This is a genomic window from Chitinophaga niabensis, assembly GCF_900129465.1.
GTDB lineage: Bacteria > Bacteroidota > Bacteroidia > Chitinophagales > Chitinophagaceae > Chitinophaga > Chitinophaga niabensis.
In genome coordinates this window covers 990,646-1,012,312 of the sequence record NZ_FSRA01000001.1, presented here as the reverse complement: position 1 = coordinate 1,012,312, position 21,667 = coordinate 990,646, and the positions used below count along the sequence as shown (strand labels likewise).

Genomic DNA, 21,667 nt, shown 5'->3' with positions numbered 1-21,667 from the left:
CGATCAAATGGAAACCACCGCAACGCAAAATATTATCTGGCCGGATGTGGAGTTGATCAGGAACGAATTTCCGATCCTTCAGCAAACTGTGAATGGCAACCCGCTTGTGTACCTGGATAATGGGGCCACTACCCAAAAGCCCGTGCAGGTGATCCGTTCCATGCAGGAATATTATACCGGCTACAACAGTAATGTACACCGTGGTGTACATACCCTCAGCCAGAAAGCTACTTCCGCTTATGAAGCTGCCCGCCACCAGGTGGCCAGCTTCATCGGCGCTGATCATACAGAAGTTATCTTCACAAAAGGTACCACAGATGCCATCAACCTGGTGGCAGCAGGTTTCCGCAAAGAATTCCTGAACGAAGGGGATGAAGTGATCATTTCCACCATGGAGCACCACTCCAATATCGTTCCCTGGCAACTGGCCTGTGAAGAAAAGAAAGCACACCTTAAAGTGATCCCTATCACTGATAAAGGTGAGCTGGAAATGGATGTGTTTGAGTCTATGCTCAATCCCCGTGTTAAGATCGTTGCCGTTACCTGGATCTCCAATTCCCTCGGTACCATCAACCCGGTAAAAGATATCATCAGGCTGGCACATGCACAGGGCATCCCGGTATTGCTGGATGCTGCCCAGGCTGCACCACATATCCAGATCAGGGTGCGCGACCTGGATGTTGATTTCCTTGCTTTATCCGGCCATAAAATATACGGCCCTACCGGCATCGGTATCCTTTACGGCAAAGAAAGCTGGTTGCATAAACTGCCTCCTTACCAGGGCGGCGGAGACATGATCAAACATGTTACTTTCGCCAAAACCACTTATGCTGACGTTCCGCTGAAGTTTGAAGCCGGTACACCTGCCATCTGCGAAGCAATTGGTTTAGGGGCCGCCATGGCATATGTAACACAGCTTGGCATCCATAAGGTCCAGGCATATGAGCACCAGCTTACCAAATATGCCATTGAACAACTCAGTACCATTCCGCAACTGCGTTTTATTGGTGAAGCCAAACACCGTGCAGCCGCTATTTCCTTCCTGATCGGCGACCATCATCCTTCCGATGTGGGAGTATTGCTGGACCAGCAGGGAATTGCCGTACGCACAGGCCACCACTGCACGCAGCCCCTGATGGAAAGATTCAATATTCCCGGCACCGTAAGAGCTTCTCTCGCTGTATACAACACAACGGAAGAAATAGACCGCCTTGTGCAAGGTGTGCGTAAAGCCGTAACTTTGCTGGGATAATTTAAAACCCGGAATATGACTATCAAAGAGCAACAGGACAGGATCATAGAAGACTTCGAAGTGTTTGGAGACTGGATGGAGAAATATGAATACATCATCCAGCTGGGAAAAGACCTGCCGCTCATTGACCCGAAGTATAAAACAGACGATAACCTGATCCGTGGCTGCCAGAGTAAAGTATGGCTGCATGCGGAACTACAGGATGGCAAACTGGTATTCTCTGCAGACAGTGATGCCGTGATCACCAAAGGCCTTGTAGGACTGGTGATACAGGTACTCAGCAATCAAACGCCGAAAGACATCGCAGAAGCAGAGATCTATTTCATAGATGCCATCGGCCTTACCAGCCATCTCTCCCCTACCCGTTCAAACGGCTTGCTGTCCATGCTGAAACAGATCAAAATGTACGCCATAGGATACCAGGCTAAATCAATTCAAAACTGACGTTATCATGGAAACAATAACACTCAGAGACCAGGTGGAAGAAGCGTTACACACAGTGTACGATCCGGAGATCCCCGTGAATATCTACGACCTGGGCCTTGTGTACTCAATAGATGTGGCTGACGGAAATGTAGTGGTGATCATGACCCTTACAGCACCCGGATGCCCTGTGGCCGGAAGTATCATGCAGGAAGTGAATGATAAGATCATGGCTATCCCCGGCGTTACCAATGCAGATGTTCGCCTTACTTTTGATCCGCCCTGGACAAAAGATATGATGAGCGAAGAAGCAAAACTTGAATTAGGATTCCTCTAACCCCCTGTATGGCAGAAGACCTCAGCATTATCAAAGGCACAAAGGAAAGCCAATACCAATCCCTTCTCCCACAGATCAAAGCACTGATCACCGGCGAACCGGACCTCATTGCCAACCTCGCCAATATTGCCGGCGCACTGAAAGAACAGTTCGGCTGGTTATGGGTAGGATTTTATCTCGTAAAACAGGATGAACTGGTGTTAGGGCCTTTCCAGGGACCGGTAGCGTGTACCCGTATCCGTAAAGGAAAAGGTGTTTGCGGTACCAGCTGGGCAACGGCGCAAACCCTGATCGTACCGGATGTGGAAGCATTTCCGGGACATATTGCGTGTAGTAGTTTATCGCGGTCTGAGATAGTGGTACCGATGTTGCAGGATGATGTAGTTATGGGCGTATTGGATGTAGACAGTGTTGAGTTGAATGAGTTTGACGAAACAGACAGGCAATATCTTGAAGAGATTGTTTCCTGGATAAAATAAAAAAGCCCCAGGTTATAACCTGAAGGCTTTTTCATAATATGTTATACTACTTCTCTTATGCTTCTCAATGGCTTCTCCGGTACTTAGCACCCGTATATCCACCGTACTATCAACGCACTACTAACGCTATTACAATACACTACCAATACACTTACAACGCTCTTTCAACGCACTACCAACGCACTACCAATACACTATGAAAACTTTTCCATGGCAAAATGCGGCAAAAGCGGCGGCTTTGTTTGTACCGGGTAAATGATCTGCGTATTTTTGCATGATAAGGAACTACATCGAAGTCATAGGGATCGCTTTCCTCTCTGCTGCAGGCTTTGCTGAAGTACCCTTCGCCAGGATCCCCTCTGCCTCCTTTTGCGCCTCAGGACTAAAGCCCGTAAACTTTGTAATGATATTACCCTGCGGGTCGATCATATACATGGTAGGAATACCTGAAAACTGGAATACTTCCATCGTTTTATCCTTATCATCACTTAATAGCTGCATCCAGCTCATCTTTTCTTCTTCCATTGCTTTCCTCCAGGCTTTTTTATCTGTATCGATAGAGATGCTCACTACTTCCAATCCCTTCTCTTTGTATTGCGTGTATAATTCTTTTACCCTTGGGATCGCCTGGCGGCAGGGACCACACCAGCTGGCCCAGAAATCAACCAATACATATTTGCCTTTGTATTGCTCCAGGCCTTGTAATTTACCCAGGTCATCAGGATAAGAGATAGCTGGAACCGGCTGTCCTGCTTTGAGCTTCATGGCTTGCGCCTTGTTCCTGAGGATGGTGGTCTTCATTTCCTTCGCTTCCGTTAACCAGGGGTATTTCGCGATCAGGTTATCCAGTTTGGTTAATACCGCGGCATACTTTTCTCCGTCTTCCGTACCTGCCATACCACGCAGAGCATAGATCAGCACCGGGCGGTCCTTATAGATCTCCATGAGCAGCTCTTCACGCATTTTTGCGTCTTCTCTCATAGGATTATAACGCTTGCGGGTTTTAAGGTAACTGATCCAGGCAGAATCTCCTTTCTCATCCTTGTATTTTTTAGCGTAGTATTCTTCATTCAATTCGTCTACCATCCGGAGGTAACCATTGGTATTATTTAATTCTACCTGGTTGATGAAATTGTTGTCTGAAGAGCCTTTTACAAGATAGAAGTGCGGGATCTTCATTTTCATCTTAGCGGTATCATAACCACGGGAATCAACGGTTACATCAGCATCGCTCCAGAAGCTGATATGGTCCCATTGCATGATATTCAGTTTATAGACACCGGGATGGTCCTGTTTGATCCTGAAAGAATAGGTAAGGTCTGCCCCGAGAACAGCAGAATCCACTACCACAGCTTTGCCGGTACCATTATCGCGGGAGAGCCAGATCTTTCTGAAACGCTCTTCCGGCGTGGCAAACTTTACACTCCCTTTTACGGTGATCTGTTTAGGAAGGGCTGTTTTCTGTGTTTGTGCCATCAGGGCCATAGGGCTCATCAGGGCTGCCACAACTACTAATTTCTTCATTGTTTAGGTTGGTTATTGATTAAATGAAACGAATGCTCCAAAATAAGCAGCATCTGCTTTCCGGCGATCAAAATAGTACGTACAGGCGTTCTGAATGTACGTTCCGGCATCCTGCAAGTATGAAAAAAAACACTCCTGTAATCGCCCAAACTCCGCGTGGATACTGTAACTTACGGGGCTAATGCTCAGCAGCAAACCATACCGTTATCTCGTACACCTGGCCATCTGGATGGCGCTGGTAATGCTCTATATTTCACCGCAAATCCTGGCAAATTTCAGCTCCTCCTTTGGTATGCAATGGGTATTGGTAAGATATATCGTTTATGGCTTTATAAACTTCCAGCTGTTCTACCTGCTCGTTTTTGTAGTGTTCCCTTTAAAGGGCAAAAAGCCGGTTGTTGCAGTGATCCTCACATTACTTGCTTTCTGCCTGATCAAATATGGCGCAGGACTTATTTTCCCTGACCTGGTATTGCAGAAAGCCATAGCCCTGATAGGGGTAAAAAAAACTTACCTCTCCTTCTCCGCCTATTCACGTATAGCCCTGCAAACCAGCCTGCTCGTTGCTTTCGCGGCATATGCCTATTACATCTTCATTCACTGGCGCTCCAGCGACAAAGGCAGCCGTGAGCTGGAAAGGTCCCTGGCAGACGTTTCCCGGCAGTATGAGCGCATGCATTTATCCTCACAGTTATTGTTGCGCAAATTAAAAGCATTGGAAGATGTACTGAAGGTAGAAGAGAAAAGGGACCAGGAAGGAGTGGAATGCATCCTGCAATTATCAGAACTGCTGCGGTATATGTTGTACGATAAATCTGTTCAACGCGAAAAGGCCAGCCTGCAAAAGGAGCTGCATTTTTATAATATCTACTTAAAGCTGCATAACCGCCTCTTCCCGCAGCAAATGATCAGCTTGCAGATCAATGGCAGCACAGCAGGTTTCAGTATAGAACCTTTGCTGCTGCAATCTGCCACAGAGCAACTCTTACAGCAACAATCCTCCCCCGCCCCTTTCACGGTGGAACTGCATATTCAACCGGATTCCTTATCCCTGAAGGCAACACAAAAAGCCTTTAAAACACCTTTATATCCTGAATTAGCCTGATGCCTGTACGCTTTACATATCGGCCCTTTGTGCTCCTGGTGATCTGGATGATGCTGATGTATGGCATGACCCTCTTAGGGCATCCCAGTCCGCTTAAAGCGCTGTATTACATTCATATTAACAATGGCCTGTTTGGTTTCATCAGCTTCTTTCTCTTCTATATCACCATCTCATGGCCGCTTCCGGTTTTCCTCCGAAACAGGAACTGGTGGGCCTTACTGTCTAAACTGATCCCGCTGATCCTGTTCTTTATCCTGTTCAAATACTTCATAGCGCATACCTTTTTCCGGGAGGAAGTATTACTGATGGGTACAAGAGGTAATGCCAAAGTGTACAGAACTTTCGGCCAGTTCTTTTTCAACGGGTTATGGAGCAATACCCTGGTAGTGCTCGCCGCCGTTGCTTATGTGCTCTTCTTTTCCTGGCTGGAAGAAGATAAACGCAGGAAGAACCTAGACCAGCAAAAACAACAGGCTGAATTTGCTTTCCTGAAAATGCAGCTCAACACCCACTTCCTGATGAACAGCCTGAACAGCATTTATTCGCTGGCACTGGTCCGTTCCCCGCAGGTAGTAGATGCTACACACACGCTTTCAGATATACTGGAATACATGGTAGCGCAACCGCCCATTACCAGCTATCGCAGCAAACTGGTGGACGAGATCCGTTACCTGGAAGATTATATTGCGCTGCAACGTTTGCGTACCGGCTGTGAGGAATGCATTCAGCTCACCGTAGCCGGAGATCCGCATGTTTATGAAATAGCGCCGCTGTTGCTGGTACCTTTCGTGGAGAATGCATTCAAACATGGTATTGCAAACCAGGCAGCAAAACCTGTTACCATTCATATCACCTGTACTGAAGAGGAATTACAGTTTACTGTATTCAATTTCAAATCGGGTGCCCGGAAAGACAAAACGGGCGGCATTGGCCTGCACAATGTGCGCAAACGCCTGGACCTTGTATATCCCGGGCAGTATCAGTTAGAAGTACAGGATAACGATGCGGATTATTATTGTAAATTGAGTATACGCTGGTAAACAACGTGAATATGGCTATACAATGTATTGTGGTAGATGACGAACCGCTCGCCGTACAGGTGATCGAAGCATTCATTTCTAAAATGCCGGAACTACAACTGCAACGCAGCTTCTCCAATCCGCTGGAAGCATTGGCCTACCTGAAACAGGAACCATCTGTAAAGCTGGTGTTCCTGGACATCCAGATGCCGGAACTCACCGGCGTTGAATTCATGCAGTTATTACAGAACCAGGTGGATGTTGTGATCATCTCCGCCTACGATGAATATGCACTGGATGGTTTCCAGTACGAAGCCACGGACTATCTTCTGAAACCCGTATCCTTTGAACGTTTTGTGAAGGCAGTGCAAAAGGTGGTGAATAAACAGCAGAAAGATAATATCTCCCTTGTGCAGAATGAATTCATCTTCATCCGTACAGATAAACGCATTGTACGGGTGAACCTCAGCGAAATATTATTCATTGAGGCATTGCGCAACTACGTAGCTATACAAACTGCAAATCAGAAGATCCTTACCCTGCAGAACCTCCGTGGGATCGAGGAAATACTCCCGCCGCAGAAGTTCATCCGGGTGCATAAATCATTTATCACGGCTATTGACAAAATAGATAGTGTGGAAAGACAGCGTATTTTTATCGGGGCGCATACAATACCTATCGGGGATACTTATGTGAAGCAATTCTTTGAAGCTATCAAACTGGGATAAAAAAAGCTGGCCGGTTACCCGGCCAGCCTATAAAATTTATTTGTTCCAGACATTATTCAGGGTATTGGCATCCGGCAAAGCCTTATCCGGGTCCACATTCACACTTACCACCTTACTACCGGCTGCAGTTGTATAACGGAAACGCCATACAGGACCGGTCTGCCAGATCTCTACAGGCAGGTTCACGCGTTTGCTGGTACCATTCTCTTCTTTGATCTCTACAGTGGCTGGCATGGGCAATTGTTCCAGGCACTCAATGGTAATGATAGCAGTGGTATCATTCTGATAAGTTACCTCTTTTGCAGCCAGGTCCACTTTCCAGTTGTTGATGATCCAACCGCGCCAGAACCAGTCAAGGCTCTCTCCGCTGCTGTTTTCAATAGCACGGAAGAAATCCCATTGGGTAGGATGTTTGAAAGCCCAGTTGTCGATATAATAGCGGAATGCTTTGTCGAAACGTTCTTCTCCCAATACTACTTCCCGCAGCAGGTCCAATCCCATGGCAGGTTTGTAATAAGCGAGGATGCCCAGGCTGCCGCCTCTTATCACATCGGCGCGGTGATAGATGCTGCTGGCAGAATCGTAGTACATCATGCGGCTGGCAGCGTGGCGGTTCGGTTTACCTTTATCTGCAAATTCGCCACCGTTGAATTCTTTTTCTGCAAGGCCATTAATGAAGGTATTAAAACCTTCATCCATCCAGGCAAAACGTCTTTCGTTGCTGCCCACGATCATGGGGAACCAGTTATGGCCGAATTCATGACTTGTTACGCCCCACAAACCTCCTTTCTGAGAACGTGCGGAACAGAAAACGATACCGGGATATTCCATTCCACCTACAATACCCGCTACGTTCACCGCCACGGGATAAGTATAGGGATACCATTTTTCAGAATAGTGTTCTATACAACCTTTCACAAATTCTGTAGAACGGCGCCATGCAGAATCGCCGGCACTCTCTACAGGATATACGCTCATAGCCAGCGATCTTTTACCGCCGGGCAGATTGATACGGGCAGCATCCCAGATAAATGCAGGGGAGGAAGCCCAGGCTACATCGCGCGTATTGGTACATTTAAACTTCCAGGTAAGGCGTTCTTTGGCCGGGCGGGTAGAGGCATCCGTGATCTCATTCACATCGCGCAGCATCACCGTTCTATCACTTTGCTCTGCTTTCTTCCAGCGTTGCAGTTGTACAGGCGTTAATACTTCTGCGGGATTCAGCAAAGCGCCGGAACCTACCACAATATGATTTGCAGGCGCATTGATGGTATATTCAATATTCCCGTATTCCAGGTAGAACTCTCCCTGGCCAAGGTATGGCAGGGTATTCCATCCTATCACGTTATCAAATACACACATGCGGGGATACCACTGTGCTATCTCGTATACTTTACCGTTCTTGGTTTTGAGGATGCCCATCCGGTCTGTACCGTATTCGGGAATATTAAAGGAGAACTTCACTTTCAGCTGGATCACGCCGCCATTGGCTTTTAAAGCCTGTGGCAGTTCTACCCGCATGCGGGTATCCACTATTTCATGAGTGGCTTTCTGCTCTTTGCCTAAAGCCACGATAGACACATCGCTGATCGTATAACCGCCATTGAAATTACGGTTTGCCCAGCGGCCTCCGGCAACCGGCGTAACAGCTACACCACGGGATGCTTCGTTGTAAATGTTCTGGTCCAGCTGCAGCCAGAGGAAAGGCAGGTTCTCCGGGCTATTGTTCTTGTACGTGATCACCACGGTACCGGCGATATTGTCCTTCACATCGTCAAAGGTCACATCGATCTTGTAATCTGCCGAGTTCTGCCAGTATTTACTGCCGGGTCTGCCACTTGCCGTGCGGACCTCATCTCCGTTGGCTTCGTAAAATACGGGTTCAAAAGCTTTGTAAGCATTGAATTTAGAAGCGCTTTGCTGCGCTGATACTGCCATTGGCAGGCATAGCCATCCAAGGAGGACAGCTAACACTGGGTATTGTCGCTGAAATGCAGGCATAGAATTGTTTGATTAAAACCGGGGTAATCTAGCAATAATATTCCGCTTTTTAAAGCCACATTGGATGAACGGATCAATCCGCCCGCAGGCTCCTTGCCGGGTTAGCGAGGGCTGCCCGCATGGCATGATAGCCTACTGTGGCCAATGCGATCACTATTGCCAGCAATCCTGCCGCAGCAAACATCCACCAGCTCAATGAGATACGGTAGGCAAAATCCTTCAGCCATACCTGCATACTCCACCAGGCAATGGGTATGGCCATCACCGCGGCGATCAGTACCAGTTTTAAGAAATCTTTGCTCAACATACCGGTGATACTCGCCACGGAGGCACCCAGTACTTTGCGGATACCGATCTCTTTGGTCCTTTGCTCTGCCGTAAAAGCAGCCAGGCCAAACAGTCCCAGGCAGGCAATGAAAATAGCCAGGAGGGTGAACAGCAGGAATACTTTGCTCTGGGCCCGCTCCGCGAAATATTGACGGGAGAAGTTCTCATCCAGGAAATGCGCTTCCAATGGATATGTTTTTTCGAACCGGGCATACACTTCTTCAAGGTACTGCAGTCCTTCCGGGATATGCGCTTTATTCAAACGTACAAACAGGTTATCTTCCATGGCCGTAAACACGGGCTGCATAATAGCCATGGGAGCTATTTTATGTTGAAGGGAATAAATGTGAAAGTCTTTCACCACACCTATGATCCGGCGTTCCCGGATAGTATCTGCTTCATATTGCACCCGTTTGCCGATAGGATCTTTCAACCCCATTTCCTTTACCATTGTTTCATTCACCAGCAGGGTAGTGTATCTTTCTCCCGGCCTGGCAGGGTCAAAGTTCCTTCCCTCTACCAGTTTAAGCCCCATAACCGGCACAAAATCCGCATCTGCATAATAGTTCTGTGTGATCAGTGATCCGTGTTCAAACTTCCCGTCTTTCTCTGCTTTAAAACCATTTGCCCCGATATTGTTATTGCCAAGAGGATTGCTGGCGGCGGACACGCTTTCTATATAAGGGCTCTTCTTCAATTCAGCCTTGATAGCAGACACACTTTCTCGCAGCCGCATATCGTTCAGGTGAAAGCTCAGGATCTGGTCCTTCGCAAAACCAAGGTCCTTTTTATTCACATATTCCATCTGCAGCCATGTAATGATAGACACTGCAATTAAAATGATGGCCACTACGAATTGGAAAGAAACCAATACCTTCCTGAAAGCTGCATTCCCTGTTTGACTTCCCTGTTTTCCTTTCAGCGCATTAATGGTTTTGAAGCGGGACATAAAGATGGCCGGGTAAGAACCCGCCAGGAAACCTGCCCCTATAGAAAACACCAGGAGCAATAACAACGTGTAACCCACACCGTATTGCCAGAGCGATAAGGATTTGCCGGCTATCCTGTTGAATACAGGCAATGCCACACTGGTAACTATAGCAGCCAGCAGCGCTGCCAGTAAAGTGAGGATAATGGATTCTACCAGGAACATGCCTGCTACCTGCCCCTGTACAGACCCTAATGTTTTACGCACGCCCACTTCCTTTACTCTTACAGAAGAACGGGCTGTGGAAATATTCATGTAGTTGATGCAGGCGATCAATAATATCAGTATGGCTACAGTGGCAAAGATATACACGCTCCGTTTGCTGCCGTTCACACCCAATTCATAACCAAGATGGGAGTTCAGATGTATATCGCGCAGTGGTTGCAGGCTCATCCTGAATTTCACACCATCTCCCATATCCCCTTTCATGTATTGCTCATAGAAAGCCTGGCTTTTGCTGCTGATCTTTTCCGCATCTGCGCCGGGCTGTAATAAGAGATAGGTATAGATGCTGAAATTATCCCACCTGGAAGTAAAGCCCTTCGGCAGCGTACGCAATGCCGTAAAATGAAAATGTGCGTTATGCGGAACATCTTCCATTACACCTGTTACCAGGTCTACATCTTTATCACCGTTCCATACAACACTTTTACCCAATGCGGCGGCGGGATCTGTAAATAACTTTGCGGCAAGGCTTTTTGTTAATACGATAGCATTCGGAGCTTTCAATGCCGTAGTGGGATCACCTGCAATGAAAGGGAAAGTGAAAACCTGGAAAACATTGCTATCCGCTAAAAGGGCTTCCCCCGGTTGAACACTTTTATCTCCTGCGCTCAGCAAACTACCTCCACCCTCCGGCACGATCCTTGTCTGCGCTAATACTTCAGGGAAGTTATTTTGCAAGGCCGGCCCTTGTGGCGCAGAGGAAGTAGCCAGGTTGAGCTGCCCTCCTTCCCAGCTGGCCGCATTCACCACCCTGTAGATATTTTCACCCTTTTCATGGAAGCGGTCGTAACTCAGTTCGTCCCCCACATGCAGCAGGATGACCCAGCAGGCAGCAAGGCCAATGACCAGCCCTGCCAGGTTAATACCGGTATAGGTACGATGTTTCCATAGATGGCGGAGTGCTATTTTCAGGTGATTGCGGAACATGGGAACAGATTTGGTTGCTTAAAGGCCATTATCATACCAAGGCTAACTTTGGTTGATAATCAGTATATTACATAAAAGGCACTGTTCATTACAGCACAATGGCTGTCCGTTATTGAACAGGCACAAAATAAACATTTTGGACTTACACTCAGGATATCCATATTCACTGATCCGGCATGGCCTGCCTTTCAATTACCCCAAACTGGAGAACGATCTTCGTACGTCCGTGGTGGTGATAGGAGGAGGTATTTCAGGGGCGTTAATGGCCCATGCATTGGTGCGGGAGGGAATAACCTGTGTAGTATTGGATGCCCGAACTGTGGGCCTTGGAAGCACCAGCGCCAGCACCTCTCTGTTACAATATGAAATTGATGTGCCCCTTACGGAATTAAAAGAGAAAGCAGGTATTGCACATGCAGAAAAAGCATATGCCTTATGTGCCGCGTCTATCAACAAACTGGAGAAGATCGCCAAAAGAGTGGATGCGCCTTATTTTGAAAGGAAACACAGTTTATATCTCGCCTCCTTTAAGAAAGACCTTCCCAAACTGGAAGCAGAATACAAAGCCCGCAAAGCCATGGGCCTGGATGTAATGTTCTGGGACCCCGGCATGCTGAAAGACTTATTGGGACTGGATGCTCCCGGTGCCATCTACTCCCGCACGGCTGCACAAACAGATGCCTATAGTTTAACACATGCCCTCCATCAGTATAACCTGAAAAAGGGTGCTGAAGTGTACGACAGAACATTTGTGCAGGATATCAGTTTTCCTAAGAACGGCGTCCGGCTCACTACCGCAGAAGGTTATACGGTACTGGCCGGTCATCTTGTAATAGCCACCGGGTACGAAACCCTTCAATATCTCCCGGCCGGCATTGTGGACCTGCATGCCACTTATGCTGTAGCCAGCGAACATCATGAAAAAGGACCTTTGTGGTACGAAGACTGCCTGATCTGGGAAACAAAAGATCCCTACCTCTATATGCGCAGCACACCGGAACATCGCATCATTGTGGGTGGCCGGGACGAAAAGTTCTACAATCCCACTAAAAGGGATAAGCTCTTACCCTCCAAGGCCAGGCAGTTACAGCAGGATTTCAGTAAACATTTCCCGCATATTCCTTTCAAGCCTGAATTCAGCTGGACGGGCACCTTTGGCAGCACGCAGGATGGACTGCCCTATATAGGCACCTACGCTAAAATGCCCCATACCTTCTTTGCACTGGGTTTTGGCGGTAACGGCATCACCTTCAGCCAGATAGCCGCAGAGATCGTTTGTGATCAGATCAGGGGGAAACAGCACCCGGATGCGGAGGTTTTCTCCTTTGCCCGCTATAAGGGATAAAATGCGTAAATTTGTACCCTTAAAATTGATGCGTATGAAGATCGATATCTGGTCTGATGTGGCATGCCCGTTCTGCTATATTGGAAAAAGACACCTGGAGGCGGCATTGGAGCAATTCCCTCATAAGAATGAGGTAGAAGTGACCTGGCATAATTTTGAACTGGACCCGAATGCGTCCAGGGATAATAAAGAAGACCAATACACTTTACTGGCCCGCAAATATGGTATGTCCCGCGAGCAGGCTATTGAGAATACAGACAGGGTAGCAGCATCCGGCGAAAAGGCCGGCCTTGCTTTTGAGTTCGACAAAGTAATTCCTACCAATACATTTGATGCACACCGCCTGATCCAGTTTGCGGCACAGCATGGTAAACAGGATGAAATGGAAGAACGTTTGTTCTCAGCCTATTTCATGGAAGGAAAACATATCAGCAACAAGGAAACACTCCTGGCTATCGCGAAAGACCTTGGGCTGGATGCAACAGAAGTGCTGAACAGCGATGCCTACACAAAGGAAGTAAGGAAAGATGAAGCGGACGCACAATCACTGGGCATTCGTGGTGTGCCGTTCTTTGTGTTTGACATGAAGTATGCCGTATCAGGCGCACAGCCCGTAGATGCCTTTACACAAACCCTGCAAAAGGTATGGGAAGAAACCCACCCTCCGGTGGAACTGATCCGGACCGGCGATAAGGGTGAGACCTGCGAAGATGGTTCCTGCACTGTGTAATGAATGGTGATAAATAAACACCTTCGCTATATCCAAGCCAAAAAGCCTTTTAAAAGAGATACAATGCTCTTTTAAAAGGCTTTTCTTATTTACAGCAAACAGGTTAGAAGTTAAATCCGGCTTTCAAACCGAAGAAACCGATGTTCCCGCTTTTGATCCAGGTTTCGTACTTGGCAGCAACATCCAGCCCCAACACACGGATACCAATACCCGGCGCAAGAATAAAAGCTGCGCCTGAATCATCGCCGGTATACGTAGAAGCACCGCTTTCCAGTTTCACATAAAGGATAGATACCAGCTGGTATTTGATACCCAACCTTACAGGTACCGCAGAAACAGCGGGATATTTATTGTTCTGTGCATCTTTTTGTCCACCAAACCGCATGTACCCAACGGAGCCTGTTACACCAAACCCTTTGATCAGTTTAATGTCTGCCCCGAGGCCCACACCGTAACCCGTGTTATGCGTTTTACTGAGATCACCCACCGGGAAACCTGCTTCAACATATGGGCCGAGACTGAAACGTTTTAATTGTGCATGGCTTGCCAAACTGCAGATCAACAGTAGCGCGATGAGCGCGGAGAATTTGTTTTTCATTTCAGGATATTATGAGGTTATGTTACTGATTACGAATGTATTACTTATTTGCAATTCCCCCTAAAGAAATTAGTTAGTATCTTCCAATTAATGAAACATCTTGTCTTATTCTTATTATCCTATTGTATCTGTTATCCTGCATTATCTCAGGAAACCTCCGCCTGGCAATACTATAAAGAGATCAAGCTAAACACCTCTCCCAACGGCGCCAATGTAAGCGGCGACGTAAAGGACTTCCCCCTTGCCGTTACGCTCACTATGCAGAATTTCGATTTCCCGCAGGCAAAAGCCAATGGGGCAGACATCCGTTTTTCGGATGGTACTACCTTTCTCCCTCACAGCATTGAATGGTGGGACCCTGTGAACAAAAAGGCCCTCGTATGGGTAAAGGTACCCGTCGTAAAAGGCAATAATGCCACACAGGTCATCTATATGCATTGGGGAAATGAACAGGCCCCTGATGAAGATCACAGCAAAGAGATCTTCGCCGGTAAAGATGGCTTTGTGGGGGTATGGCATTTGAATGAACCCGGTAATACTTTGCCGGAAGGTTATAAAGATGCTACGGATAACGCAGCAGATGCCACCGGTGTAAATATGAAGCCCTGGACCGCTACAGATGGCATTATTGGTAAAGCACAACAATTCAACTATGAAGATCAGCAATGGATCAAAATAGACTCCGATAAACGCAAACTCTTTGACCTTACAAGAAAGCTCACCTTTTCCATCTGGGCAAAAGCCCGCAGTTATGCCAATAAAGGTGATGAAGCTAAACGGATAGGCCCCGGTTATGAAACCATGTTTGCGAAAGGCGATAATTCATGGCGTTTGCAGAAGTTTGGGCCAAGGTACTGGCATAAACCGGCAGCAGAACTGATAGAGATCTGCGTGGAGCAACAACCCAAAGGAGACCTCTGCGTAGTAGGTAAAACGGATATGGTCACCGGCAAATGGTTCCACCTTACCGGCGTACACGATTACCCTTATGTAAAGCTCTATGTGAACGGGGTGTTGGACAAGGTGGAGAAATTTGATGTGGAATGGAAGTCGGACGATCATCCTGTTGGCATCGGTAACCAAAGTCAGTTCCCGGATAAAGGGCGTTTTTGGGATGGATTACTGGACGAAGCCAGGGTTTTAAAAGTAGCGAAGGATGAAAACTGGATAAAACTGGATTACGAAAGTCAGCGGGAAGGATCTGTATTACTCCGGTTCGGAAAAACACAGAAAAGGCATTAACATATGGAAAATTTTATGTAATTTATGGAAACGATTGCCCCCTGAGGGCAACACCAAAATCTAAATCCATGTATACATGCTGCCAGCCCACTGATAAGGCTGGCAGTCTGGTTTAGCTGAAAACAGAAAAACACCGGCTCCGCCCATAAAAAAAGCCGGATCGAAACCCGGCTTTCTTATTCGTTGACCATCCTGTTTATTTCTTTTTCCTGGAACGCTTTTCTGCAATGATCCCATTAAAAGAGATCGCCTGCCGGTTAGTGCTGGTCACCTGCAAAGAGGCATAACCATCTTCAGAAACAGAAAGGAAGAATTGCTGCACATCCCGAACATCCTTTGGTTTGATGGTGATATCCCATCCACCTTTCTTACCCGGTGATTCTGTGTATTCGAAATCTTTGGAAATGAACTGTATACCACCTTTCGAAGGATCTATCGGCGCAGCATAAGCACGGCCGAAATAAGGCAGATAGGAGTTCACCGTATCCCTGGAAACAGTTACATCATACCCCTCTCCCGCTATCTGCCGCGTACGGCCTGACATGGGAAAAACGGTCTGTGCCTGGAACTGATAGTTCCGGTTGCTGATGAGTTCTTTTATCTTCTTTGCTTTTTCGGATTCTTTGGGCTTTACGCTGGTCTGGGCAAATGATCCAACTCCCAGCACTAAAAGTAACAACAGGACCGGTATAGTTTTGATGTACTTCATATGATTGGATTTATTCCTTTTTTGCCTTATAAAACAAAACGCAGGCCACAAATGTTCCATACAATTCCTAAATAATAATTATTTTGTTAAAATTCCAGTTATGAACAGCAAAAGCATTTTATTGTCTTTCCTGCTCCTCTCTTTCATGGGAGCTAATGCCCAGGATTTTTCACCCTTATTCAACGGAAAAGACCTCAGCGGATGGTATTCCTTTATTAAGTCGAAAGGAAAGGATAATGATGTGGATAAGGTCTTCTCCGTACAGGATGGCATGTTGTATATCACCGGCAAAGAGTTCGGTTATATCGCTACCGAAAAAACCTATAGCGACTTTCACCTGGTGGTGGAATTCAAATGGGGGAATAACAAATGGCCCCCCAGGGAAAAGGTAGTACGCGATAACGGTATCTTATACCATACCGTGGGTAACGACAAAGTATGGCCCCGCGCAGTGGAATGCCAGATCCAGGAAAAGGATTGCGGCGATTTCTGGCTGATAGACAGTGTTACGGCCATCATAGATGGTGTACGTTCCCCGGCTACAAAAAACACCCACATTGTAAAGAAAAAGGATGCAGAAAAACCCACCGGGGAATGGAACCGCATAGAAGTGATCTCCCTGAAAGGAAAATGCACACATATCGTAAATGGCGTGATCGTAAATGAGGCGGAAGATGCCAGTGTACGCTCAGGAAAGATCGCTATTCAAAGTGAGGGGGCCGATATTTATTACCGTAAGATAGCACTGAAGGTTTTGTAGTGACAGGAATTTAATTATATTTATATATATCATATCCAAAAAACACTGTACACTATGACTCCATTCACATTGTTAGCTATTGCAGCAGCTGCATTCTTTGTTGCACACGTTTTATTGCTATTCACCTCATTTGGAAAAAGTGGCTACAACAAGACCAAATATTTCTGGTCGCACCTCACCCTCTGGATCTGCGGAGCGCTGGCCTTTGCTATGGCATTGCTTTTTGCAGGAAAAGGAGAATCAGACATTATTGATGTATTTGACACACCGGTAAAACGCTGGCTCATTATTGTGGTGGTACTGGTATTATCCGCAGTAGCCCACACGGTAGTGAAACTACTGGTAATGCCACGTTACCAGTCAAGGTAATTTACATCGCCTTTTTCATGGGCCTTGCATGCTGTACCATAGAAGGAATGCCTCGTTTTTGCATTTGTTTTTCTGCCCAGCAGCTCAGCAGTTCAATGAAAGGGATCAATTCTTTCGCTTCCCCGGTGAGAAGGTATTCAACCCGGGGAAGTACTTCCGGGTAAACCGTTCTTTGTACCAGCCCATCTTCCTCCAATTCCCGCAATGCCTGCGTGAGCATTTTAGGGGTTATTCCCTGCACATATCTCTTCAGTTCACCATACCGCATCACCTTATCTTTCAATGCCCAGATAATGCGCCCTTTGTATTTTCCGCCAATGCGCTGGAAAGCATAATCTACCGAACAGATTCCTTCATTTATCATTGTTCCCGTTTTATCAAAGATACGATATGTATATTGCACCTATGTCCGTGCAACGTAAGATCATTCATATCGACATGGATGCATTCTATGCATCTGTAGAGCAGCGCGACAATCCGGAATACCGGGGGAAAGCCATTGCAGTGGGAGGTTCTCCGGAAGGAAGAGGTGGCGTGGTGGCCACCTGCAGTTATGAAGCCCGGAAATTTGGTGTGCGTTCTGCCATGCCTTCCAAAAGAGCCCTTCAATTATGCCCCCATCTCATTTTTGTACGGCCACGTTTTGCCGCTTACAAAGAAGTATCCCAAAGCGTACGGGAGATCTTCAGCAGGTATACAGACCTCATTGAACCCCTCTCTCTCGATGAAGCCTACCTGGATGTTACGGAAGACAAACAGCAGATCGGTTCCGCCATTGCCATTGCGCAACAGATCAAACAGGCTATCAGGGAAGAGCTGCAGCTGACTGCTTCTGCCGGTGTATCCATCAATAAATTCGTAGCTAAGATTGCTTCGGATATGCAGAAACCGGATGGCCTTACTTTCATTGCGCCTTCGCAGGTGGAATCTTTTATGGAGAATTTGCCGGTGGAGAAATTCTTTGGTGTGGGAAAAGTAACGGCAGATAAAATGAAGAGTATGAACCTGCATACGGGCAAAGACCTGAAGAAACTTTCAGAGAATGAACTGGTGCAATACTTCGGCAAATCCGGCCGCTTTTATTACAAGATCGTAAGAGGGATAGACGACAGGGCGGTGGAGCCACACCGGGAAACTAAATCCGTGGGGGCAGAAGATACGTTTGCCTATGACCTTACCCTCATAGAAGAAATGAATGCGGAATTGGATAAGATAGCCGTAACGGTGGCCAACAGGCTGGAGCGGTATCAGCTGAAAGGCAGAACAGTTACCCTGAAGATCAAATACAGCGATTTTAAACAGATCACCCGGAATCAGTCCTTAGCCCAGGGCATCAATGATCTGCCCACTATTGCAGCTGTTGCAAAACAATTACTGCTTAAAACAGAGCCGGAGGACAAAAAGATCAGGCTGCTGGGGATCACCTTATCCAATTTTGGAGAAGAGCAACCTCCTGAAACGGCGCAGTTGAGTTTGTTCTGATCCCAACGACCCCGCAGCTTTCGAACTGATCCCACTCATGGTCAACCCAAAGGGATAATAATGAGTTTCATCCTGTAAATTCACCCGTTAAGGATATATTCAATGCCCTCCGGACTCGGGAATGGAATTCGTTTTTATGAGCTTCCCTTTTTTATCAACTATCCAGTAAATACTATGATCGATGACCGATATCTTTTTTGGATAACCATATGAATGAGGGCTCTTTTCCCTTTCCTGGATACTCGGCATAGGTATTTCTTTATAAACATACTTCCGTTCTTCAATAGTAACGACAGGTTTATTTGCTTTTATTTTTGAATAAAACCAATAATCACTATCAAAAACAATGGGATAAAATTTATCATTGATAAATAGTTTCCTATTTGATTGAATAAATTCTTTTTGATATAATGTGGCGAGATGAAATTTTAATGTTTCGTCTGAAAGGTGTTCAACAAAGAAAGCTATATCTTCCTTTGTTCTCAATATCTCATTATAAATAGATTTCTCCGTATTCAGATCCACTACATAAGGAATAACATTGCTCCTTTTCATCGTTGAGCAACCAGCTAATAATAGCATAAATCCAATTCCGAAAATTTTCCACATAAGTAATGTTTTTTAGAATCCGCTCCATCTGCGAAGCGCATCCAATCCGATGTTAAAGTTACCCGCTCCAGTTGCGCCTTTCATTTGGCCAACTTTATTTGTTTGTGTTCCATTTGGAGTAACCCTGTGAATTTGTGCCTGCCGTCCAATGGGGGTATTGTAGGCATCAATAGCAGACTGATCAATGATCAAACGGCGGCTACATAAAAAGAACGGCGCCTGGTGTAAGCGCCGTTCTTCTATTAATATTTTGCAGCCTGCCCCTGTTTGGGAATAGACTTCTGAATAAATTCCCTTAGATGTTCGTTACTGGTGGCGAGGTCATCTTTACGCAGGTACATCATATGCCCGCTGCGATAGCCTTCCCAGGAGAGGCGGTCTTTCAGTTTGCCGCTTGGGTCCATTTGCCACATGCTGTATTTCGCATTGAAATAATCGCAGGCGCCATCGTAATAACCACTCTGGATCAGTACGTGCAGGTATGGGTTCTGCGCCATGGCTTGTCTTAAGTTCTCTCCTGTTCTGTTGCCGGTATTATCCCATGGAAATACGGGGCCGAACATGTAATACTTCAGGTCCGTTTTATAGTTCAGTTCTTCTCTCAGGTACATATTGATCGCCGGTGTGAAGGAATGCAGCCAGGAGGTTAATTCCGCGTTGAAATCCACATTCTGCCCTGCATCTTTACGATCAAGACCCAGGTAGCGGGAATCCAGCCGCCCCACCGTATAACCACGCTCACGGAGTAATTCCTTCCAGAAGAAACCAGTGGGGATATCCAGGTTATTCTGCAGTACCGCCTTCTCGGAAATACCGGCATAACGGGCTACTTTAGCTGCTATCTCTTTCCTGCGGGCATCGCTGATAAAACCACCTTCTGCCAGTGCAGGGATATAGTCTTTGATGGTAAATGCTTCTACTTCCTGTAACATCACAGGCAGGTCTTTCTGCTGAAGGTCTGCCGGTAAGGCTTTATGGTACCATGCGGTAGCGGCATAATAAGGCAAACGGAGCGCTGCGGCCATAGGGCCATCTCTTTCTATGCCTAATTCGGTAGGCGATACCAGTACCACGCCGTTCACATAGATCCACTGGGAGTTCTGTAATTCCAGTGCCAGGCCGGATACACGGGTGGTGCCATAACTTTCGCCCACGAGGTATTTGGGAGAAGCCCAGCGTTTATAACGTGTGATGAATGTATTGATCCATTCTGCGAGGTAACGTACATCCTGGTTTACACCAAAGAACTTACTGCCCTGCACATCTTTATTGGCCATTCTTGAAAAGCCCGTGTTCACGGGGTCTACGTATACAATATCTGCCACGTCCAGGATAGAATTTGGATTATCCTTCAGGCCGTAAGGCTGTACAGGATATCCTTCATCGTCTATTTTGAGGATGCGTGGGCCGGTATAACCGATCTGCATCCATACGGAAGCGGTGCCGGGCCCACCATTGAAGGAAAATACCAATGGGCGGGCATTACGGTCTGCTACGTTTGATCTTTCAAAATACGTATAGAAAACGCCTGCAATTACTTTTCCATCATCGTCCCAAACAGGGAGGCTGCCGGCGGTAACTTTGTAGGGTACTGTCTGCCCCTTGATGGTAACGGTATGAGAGGTGGTAACGCCCGCATCGATATTCAGGGCGCGGTTAGTGCCTCCTTTTGAATAGAATTTGCCATCGGCCGAGTCTGTAGCCGGGGCTTTCTGAGCATATAGGCTGGTGCAGCCGATCAATAAGGCTGCCGTTAGGATACTTTTCATATTTTAAACATAGGTATTTCTATGAAAATATCCGATTTTTTGTGATAGCTGGATGCGGGTTAACGTACCTGTAATGATTTATCCACCTTGGGAAATATGTTTGCAGGGACCTTTCCCGGGTATATGCCCGTTGCGCGCAGTGTAAAAGAATTGTTGGGGTATATGCACCGCATGGATAAATAATAGGCCTTCATCCGTTTGTAAATAACATCATAGTTAAATGCCTTGGTTTGCTGATACCACTCAGGATTAGTGACTAGATCAGGTGAATAAAGATATATCCTTGTTTCTTCCTTAAACTTCAAGGTCAGCTTATGACATACATGCCCCAGGATAGTATCTGTATTCAATTCCTGCCATACATCCAGCAATGGGGTCTGCCCGGGAAACGGTTTACCACTGTTTAGTACCCGTACGGAATCATTATTTTTTAATTTTAACCAGAATTCGTTCGTATGAGGATTTAGATACTGATATTCATAAGGAGATCCTACGGCGATAGATAAAAAACTACCTTCATCAAAATAAGAGATCATAGAATCCTTCAGGAAACCAAACTCGAGATCCGCTTTTTTAATACTATCTACATCGTGCGTTTCCCAATCGAACATCTTATACACGATCTTTCCTTCAAAATCATTGTCCAGCCTTTTGGGCTGGCATCCTGCCAATAACAGGATAACCAGCAGGGATATCATTAATTTCATAGCCCTCCCAAG

At 46.5% G+C, this 21,667-nt stretch carries 22 protein-coding genes; 13 read left to right on the top strand and 9 right to left on the bottom strand.

What is annotated here, in order from left to right; genetic code table 11:
* Positions 1 to 7: 7 nt before the first annotated feature.
* Genes BUR42_RS03800 through BUR42_RS03785 form a run of 4 tightly spaced genes read left to right on the top strand, consistent with a single transcriptional unit; the run spans position 8 to position 2,491 of the window.
* Positions 8 to 1,252, top strand: coding sequence for an aminotransferase class V-fold PLP-dependent enzyme (locus BUR42_RS03800; protein WP_074237966.1), 1,245 nt, complete (start codon positions 8 to 10; stop codon positions 1,250 to 1,252).
* Positions 1,253 to 1,267: 15 nt separating this feature from the next.
* Positions 1,268 to 1,696: a SufE family protein gene (locus BUR42_RS03795; protein ID WP_074237965.1), complete on the top strand. Its 429-nt coding sequence runs from the start codon at positions 1,268 to 1,270 to the stop codon at positions 1,694 to 1,696.
* A gap of 7 nt (positions 1,697 to 1,703) precedes the next feature.
* The gene (locus BUR42_RS03790) at positions 1,704 to 2,012 is read left to right on the top strand and encodes a DUF59 domain-containing protein (protein ID WP_074237963.1); all 309 of its coding nucleotides are present in this window, start codon (positions 1,704 to 1,706) and stop codon (positions 2,010 to 2,012) included.
* 8 nt (positions 2,013 to 2,020) lie between these two features.
* Complete coding sequence (locus tag BUR42_RS03785; protein ID WP_074237961.1) at positions 2,021 to 2,491, top strand: GAF domain-containing protein; 471 nt, start codon at positions 2,021 to 2,023, stop codon at positions 2,489 to 2,491.
* A gap of 285 nt (positions 2,492 to 2,776) precedes the next feature.
* Here the strand turns inward: BUR42_RS03785 and BUR42_RS03780 are convergent, their stop codons facing one another.
* Positions 2,777 to 4,015, bottom strand: a complete 1,239-nt coding sequence (locus tag BUR42_RS03780) for a TlpA family protein disulfide reductase (RefSeq protein WP_074237960.1) — start codon at positions 4,013 to 4,015, stop codon at positions 2,777 to 2,779.
* Positions 4,016 to 4,196: 181 nt separating this feature from the next.
* On the opposite strand from BUR42_RS03780, the gene BUR42_RS03775 reads away from it, so the two are divergent.
* Genes BUR42_RS03775 through BUR42_RS03765 form a run of 3 tightly spaced genes read left to right on the top strand, consistent with a single transcriptional unit; the run spans position 4,197 to position 6,867 of the window.
* Positions 4,197 to 5,120: a histidine kinase gene (locus BUR42_RS03775; protein WP_074237958.1), complete on the top strand. Its 924-nt coding sequence runs from the start codon at positions 4,197 to 4,199 to the stop codon at positions 5,118 to 5,120.
* Positions 5,120 to 6,160, top strand: a complete 1,041-nt coding sequence (locus BUR42_RS03770; protein ID WP_074237956.1) for a sensor histidine kinase — start codon at positions 5,120 to 5,122, stop codon at positions 6,158 to 6,160. Before BUR42_RS03775 ends, BUR42_RS03770 begins: the two co-directional genes overlap by 1 nt.
* Before the next feature lie 11 nt (positions 6,161 to 6,171).
* On the top strand, positions 6,172 to 6,867 hold the full coding sequence (locus tag BUR42_RS03765) for a LytR/AlgR family response regulator transcription factor (RefSeq protein ID WP_074237954.1): 696 nt from the start codon (positions 6,172 to 6,174) through the stop codon (positions 6,865 to 6,867).
* Positions 6,868 to 6,903: 36 nt separating this feature from the next.
* Here the strand turns inward: BUR42_RS03765 and BUR42_RS03760 are convergent, their stop codons facing one another.
* Complete coding sequence (locus tag BUR42_RS03760) at positions 6,904 to 8,805, bottom strand: M1 family metallopeptidase (protein WP_084185358.1); 1,902 nt, start codon at positions 8,803 to 8,805, stop codon at positions 6,904 to 6,906.
* A gap of 136 nt (positions 8,806 to 8,941) precedes the next feature.
* Complete coding sequence (locus tag BUR42_RS03755) at positions 8,942 to 11,335, bottom strand: ABC transporter permease (protein ID WP_074237951.1); 2,394 nt, start codon at positions 11,333 to 11,335, stop codon at positions 8,942 to 8,944.
* 136 nt (positions 11,336 to 11,471) lie between these two features.
* Here BUR42_RS03755 and BUR42_RS03750 point away from each other — a divergent pair, with 136 nt between their 5' ends.
* Together BUR42_RS03750 and BUR42_RS03745 are read left to right on the top strand one after the other, a co-directional pair.
* Positions 11,472 to 12,680: an NAD(P)/FAD-dependent oxidoreductase gene (locus BUR42_RS03750; RefSeq protein WP_074240423.1), complete on the top strand. Its 1,209-nt coding sequence runs from the start codon at positions 11,472 to 11,474 to the stop codon at positions 12,678 to 12,680.
* A gap of 34 nt (positions 12,681 to 12,714) precedes the next feature.
* Positions 12,715 to 13,410 (top strand): DsbA family oxidoreductase, encoded by a 696-nt coding sequence (locus BUR42_RS03745; protein WP_074240422.1) that lies wholly within the window; start codon positions 12,715 to 12,717, stop codon positions 13,408 to 13,410.
* A 103-nt stretch (positions 13,411 to 13,513) separates the two neighbouring features.
* Here BUR42_RS03745 and BUR42_RS03740 read toward each other — a convergent pair whose 3' ends face one another.
* Complete coding sequence (locus BUR42_RS03740; protein WP_074237950.1) at positions 13,514 to 14,008, bottom strand: outer membrane beta-barrel protein; 495 nt, start codon at positions 14,006 to 14,008, stop codon at positions 13,514 to 13,516.
* A gap of 90 nt (positions 14,009 to 14,098) precedes the next feature.
* Here BUR42_RS03740 and BUR42_RS03735 point away from each other — a divergent pair, with 90 nt between their 5' ends.
* Positions 14,099 to 15,250: a DUF2341 domain-containing protein gene (locus tag BUR42_RS03735; protein ID WP_074237948.1), complete on the top strand. Its 1,152-nt coding sequence runs from the start codon at positions 14,099 to 14,101 to the stop codon at positions 15,248 to 15,250.
* Positions 15,251 to 15,446: 196 nt separating this feature from the next.
* Here BUR42_RS03735 and BUR42_RS03730 read toward each other — a convergent pair whose 3' ends face one another.
* Positions 15,447 to 15,959: a DUF4251 domain-containing protein gene (locus BUR42_RS03730; protein ID WP_074237946.1), complete on the bottom strand. Its 513-nt coding sequence runs from the start codon at positions 15,957 to 15,959 to the stop codon at positions 15,447 to 15,449.
* Positions 15,960 to 16,059: 100 nt separating this feature from the next.
* Here BUR42_RS03730 and BUR42_RS03725 point away from each other — a divergent pair, with 100 nt between their 5' ends.
* Both BUR42_RS03725 and BUR42_RS03720 read left to right on the top strand, forming a co-directional pair.
* Positions 16,060 to 16,719: a 3-keto-disaccharide hydrolase gene (locus tag BUR42_RS03725; protein WP_074237945.1), complete on the top strand. Its 660-nt coding sequence runs from the start codon at positions 16,060 to 16,062 to the stop codon at positions 16,717 to 16,719.
* 54 nt (positions 16,720 to 16,773) lie between these two features.
* Entirely contained in the window at positions 16,774 to 17,088 is a 315-nt protein-coding gene (locus tag BUR42_RS03720; RefSeq protein ID WP_074237943.1) for a hypothetical protein, read from the top strand.
* Between the two features lies 1 nt (position 17,089).
* Here BUR42_RS03720 and BUR42_RS03715 read toward each other — a convergent pair whose 3' ends face one another.
* Positions 17,090 to 17,452, bottom strand: a complete 363-nt coding sequence (locus BUR42_RS03715) for a winged helix-turn-helix transcriptional regulator (RefSeq protein ID WP_074237942.1) — start codon at positions 17,450 to 17,452, stop codon at positions 17,090 to 17,092.
* 41 nt (positions 17,453 to 17,493) lie between these two features.
* Here BUR42_RS03715 and dinB point away from each other — a divergent pair, with 41 nt between their 5' ends.
* Positions 17,494 to 18,570 carry a DNA polymerase IV gene (gene dinB, locus BUR42_RS03710; RefSeq protein WP_200798276.1) on the top strand — a complete coding sequence of 359 codons (1,077 nt, stop codon included), beginning with the start codon at positions 17,494 to 17,496 and terminating at the stop codon, positions 18,568 to 18,570.
* 99 nt (positions 18,571 to 18,669) lie between these two features.
* Here the strand turns inward: dinB and BUR42_RS03705 are convergent, their stop codons facing one another.
* The 3 genes from BUR42_RS03705 to BUR42_RS03690 form a co-directional block, all read right to left on the bottom strand.
* A complete protein-coding gene (locus BUR42_RS03705; protein ID WP_074237939.1) occupies positions 18,670 to 19,179 on the bottom strand; it encodes a hypothetical protein in 510 nt (169 codons plus the stop codon).
* A 242-nt stretch (positions 19,180 to 19,421) separates the two neighbouring features.
* Positions 19,422 to 20,948 carry a S10 family peptidase gene (locus BUR42_RS03695; RefSeq protein WP_074237935.1) on the bottom strand — a complete coding sequence of 509 codons (1,527 nt, stop codon included), beginning with the start codon at positions 20,946 to 20,948 and terminating at the stop codon, positions 19,422 to 19,424.
* Between the two features lie 59 nt (positions 20,949 to 21,007).
* Complete coding sequence (locus tag BUR42_RS03690) at positions 21,008 to 21,655, bottom strand: hypothetical protein (RefSeq protein WP_074237934.1); 648 nt, start codon at positions 21,653 to 21,655, stop codon at positions 21,008 to 21,010.
* Between the last annotated feature and the right edge of the window lie 12 nt (positions 21,656 to 21,667).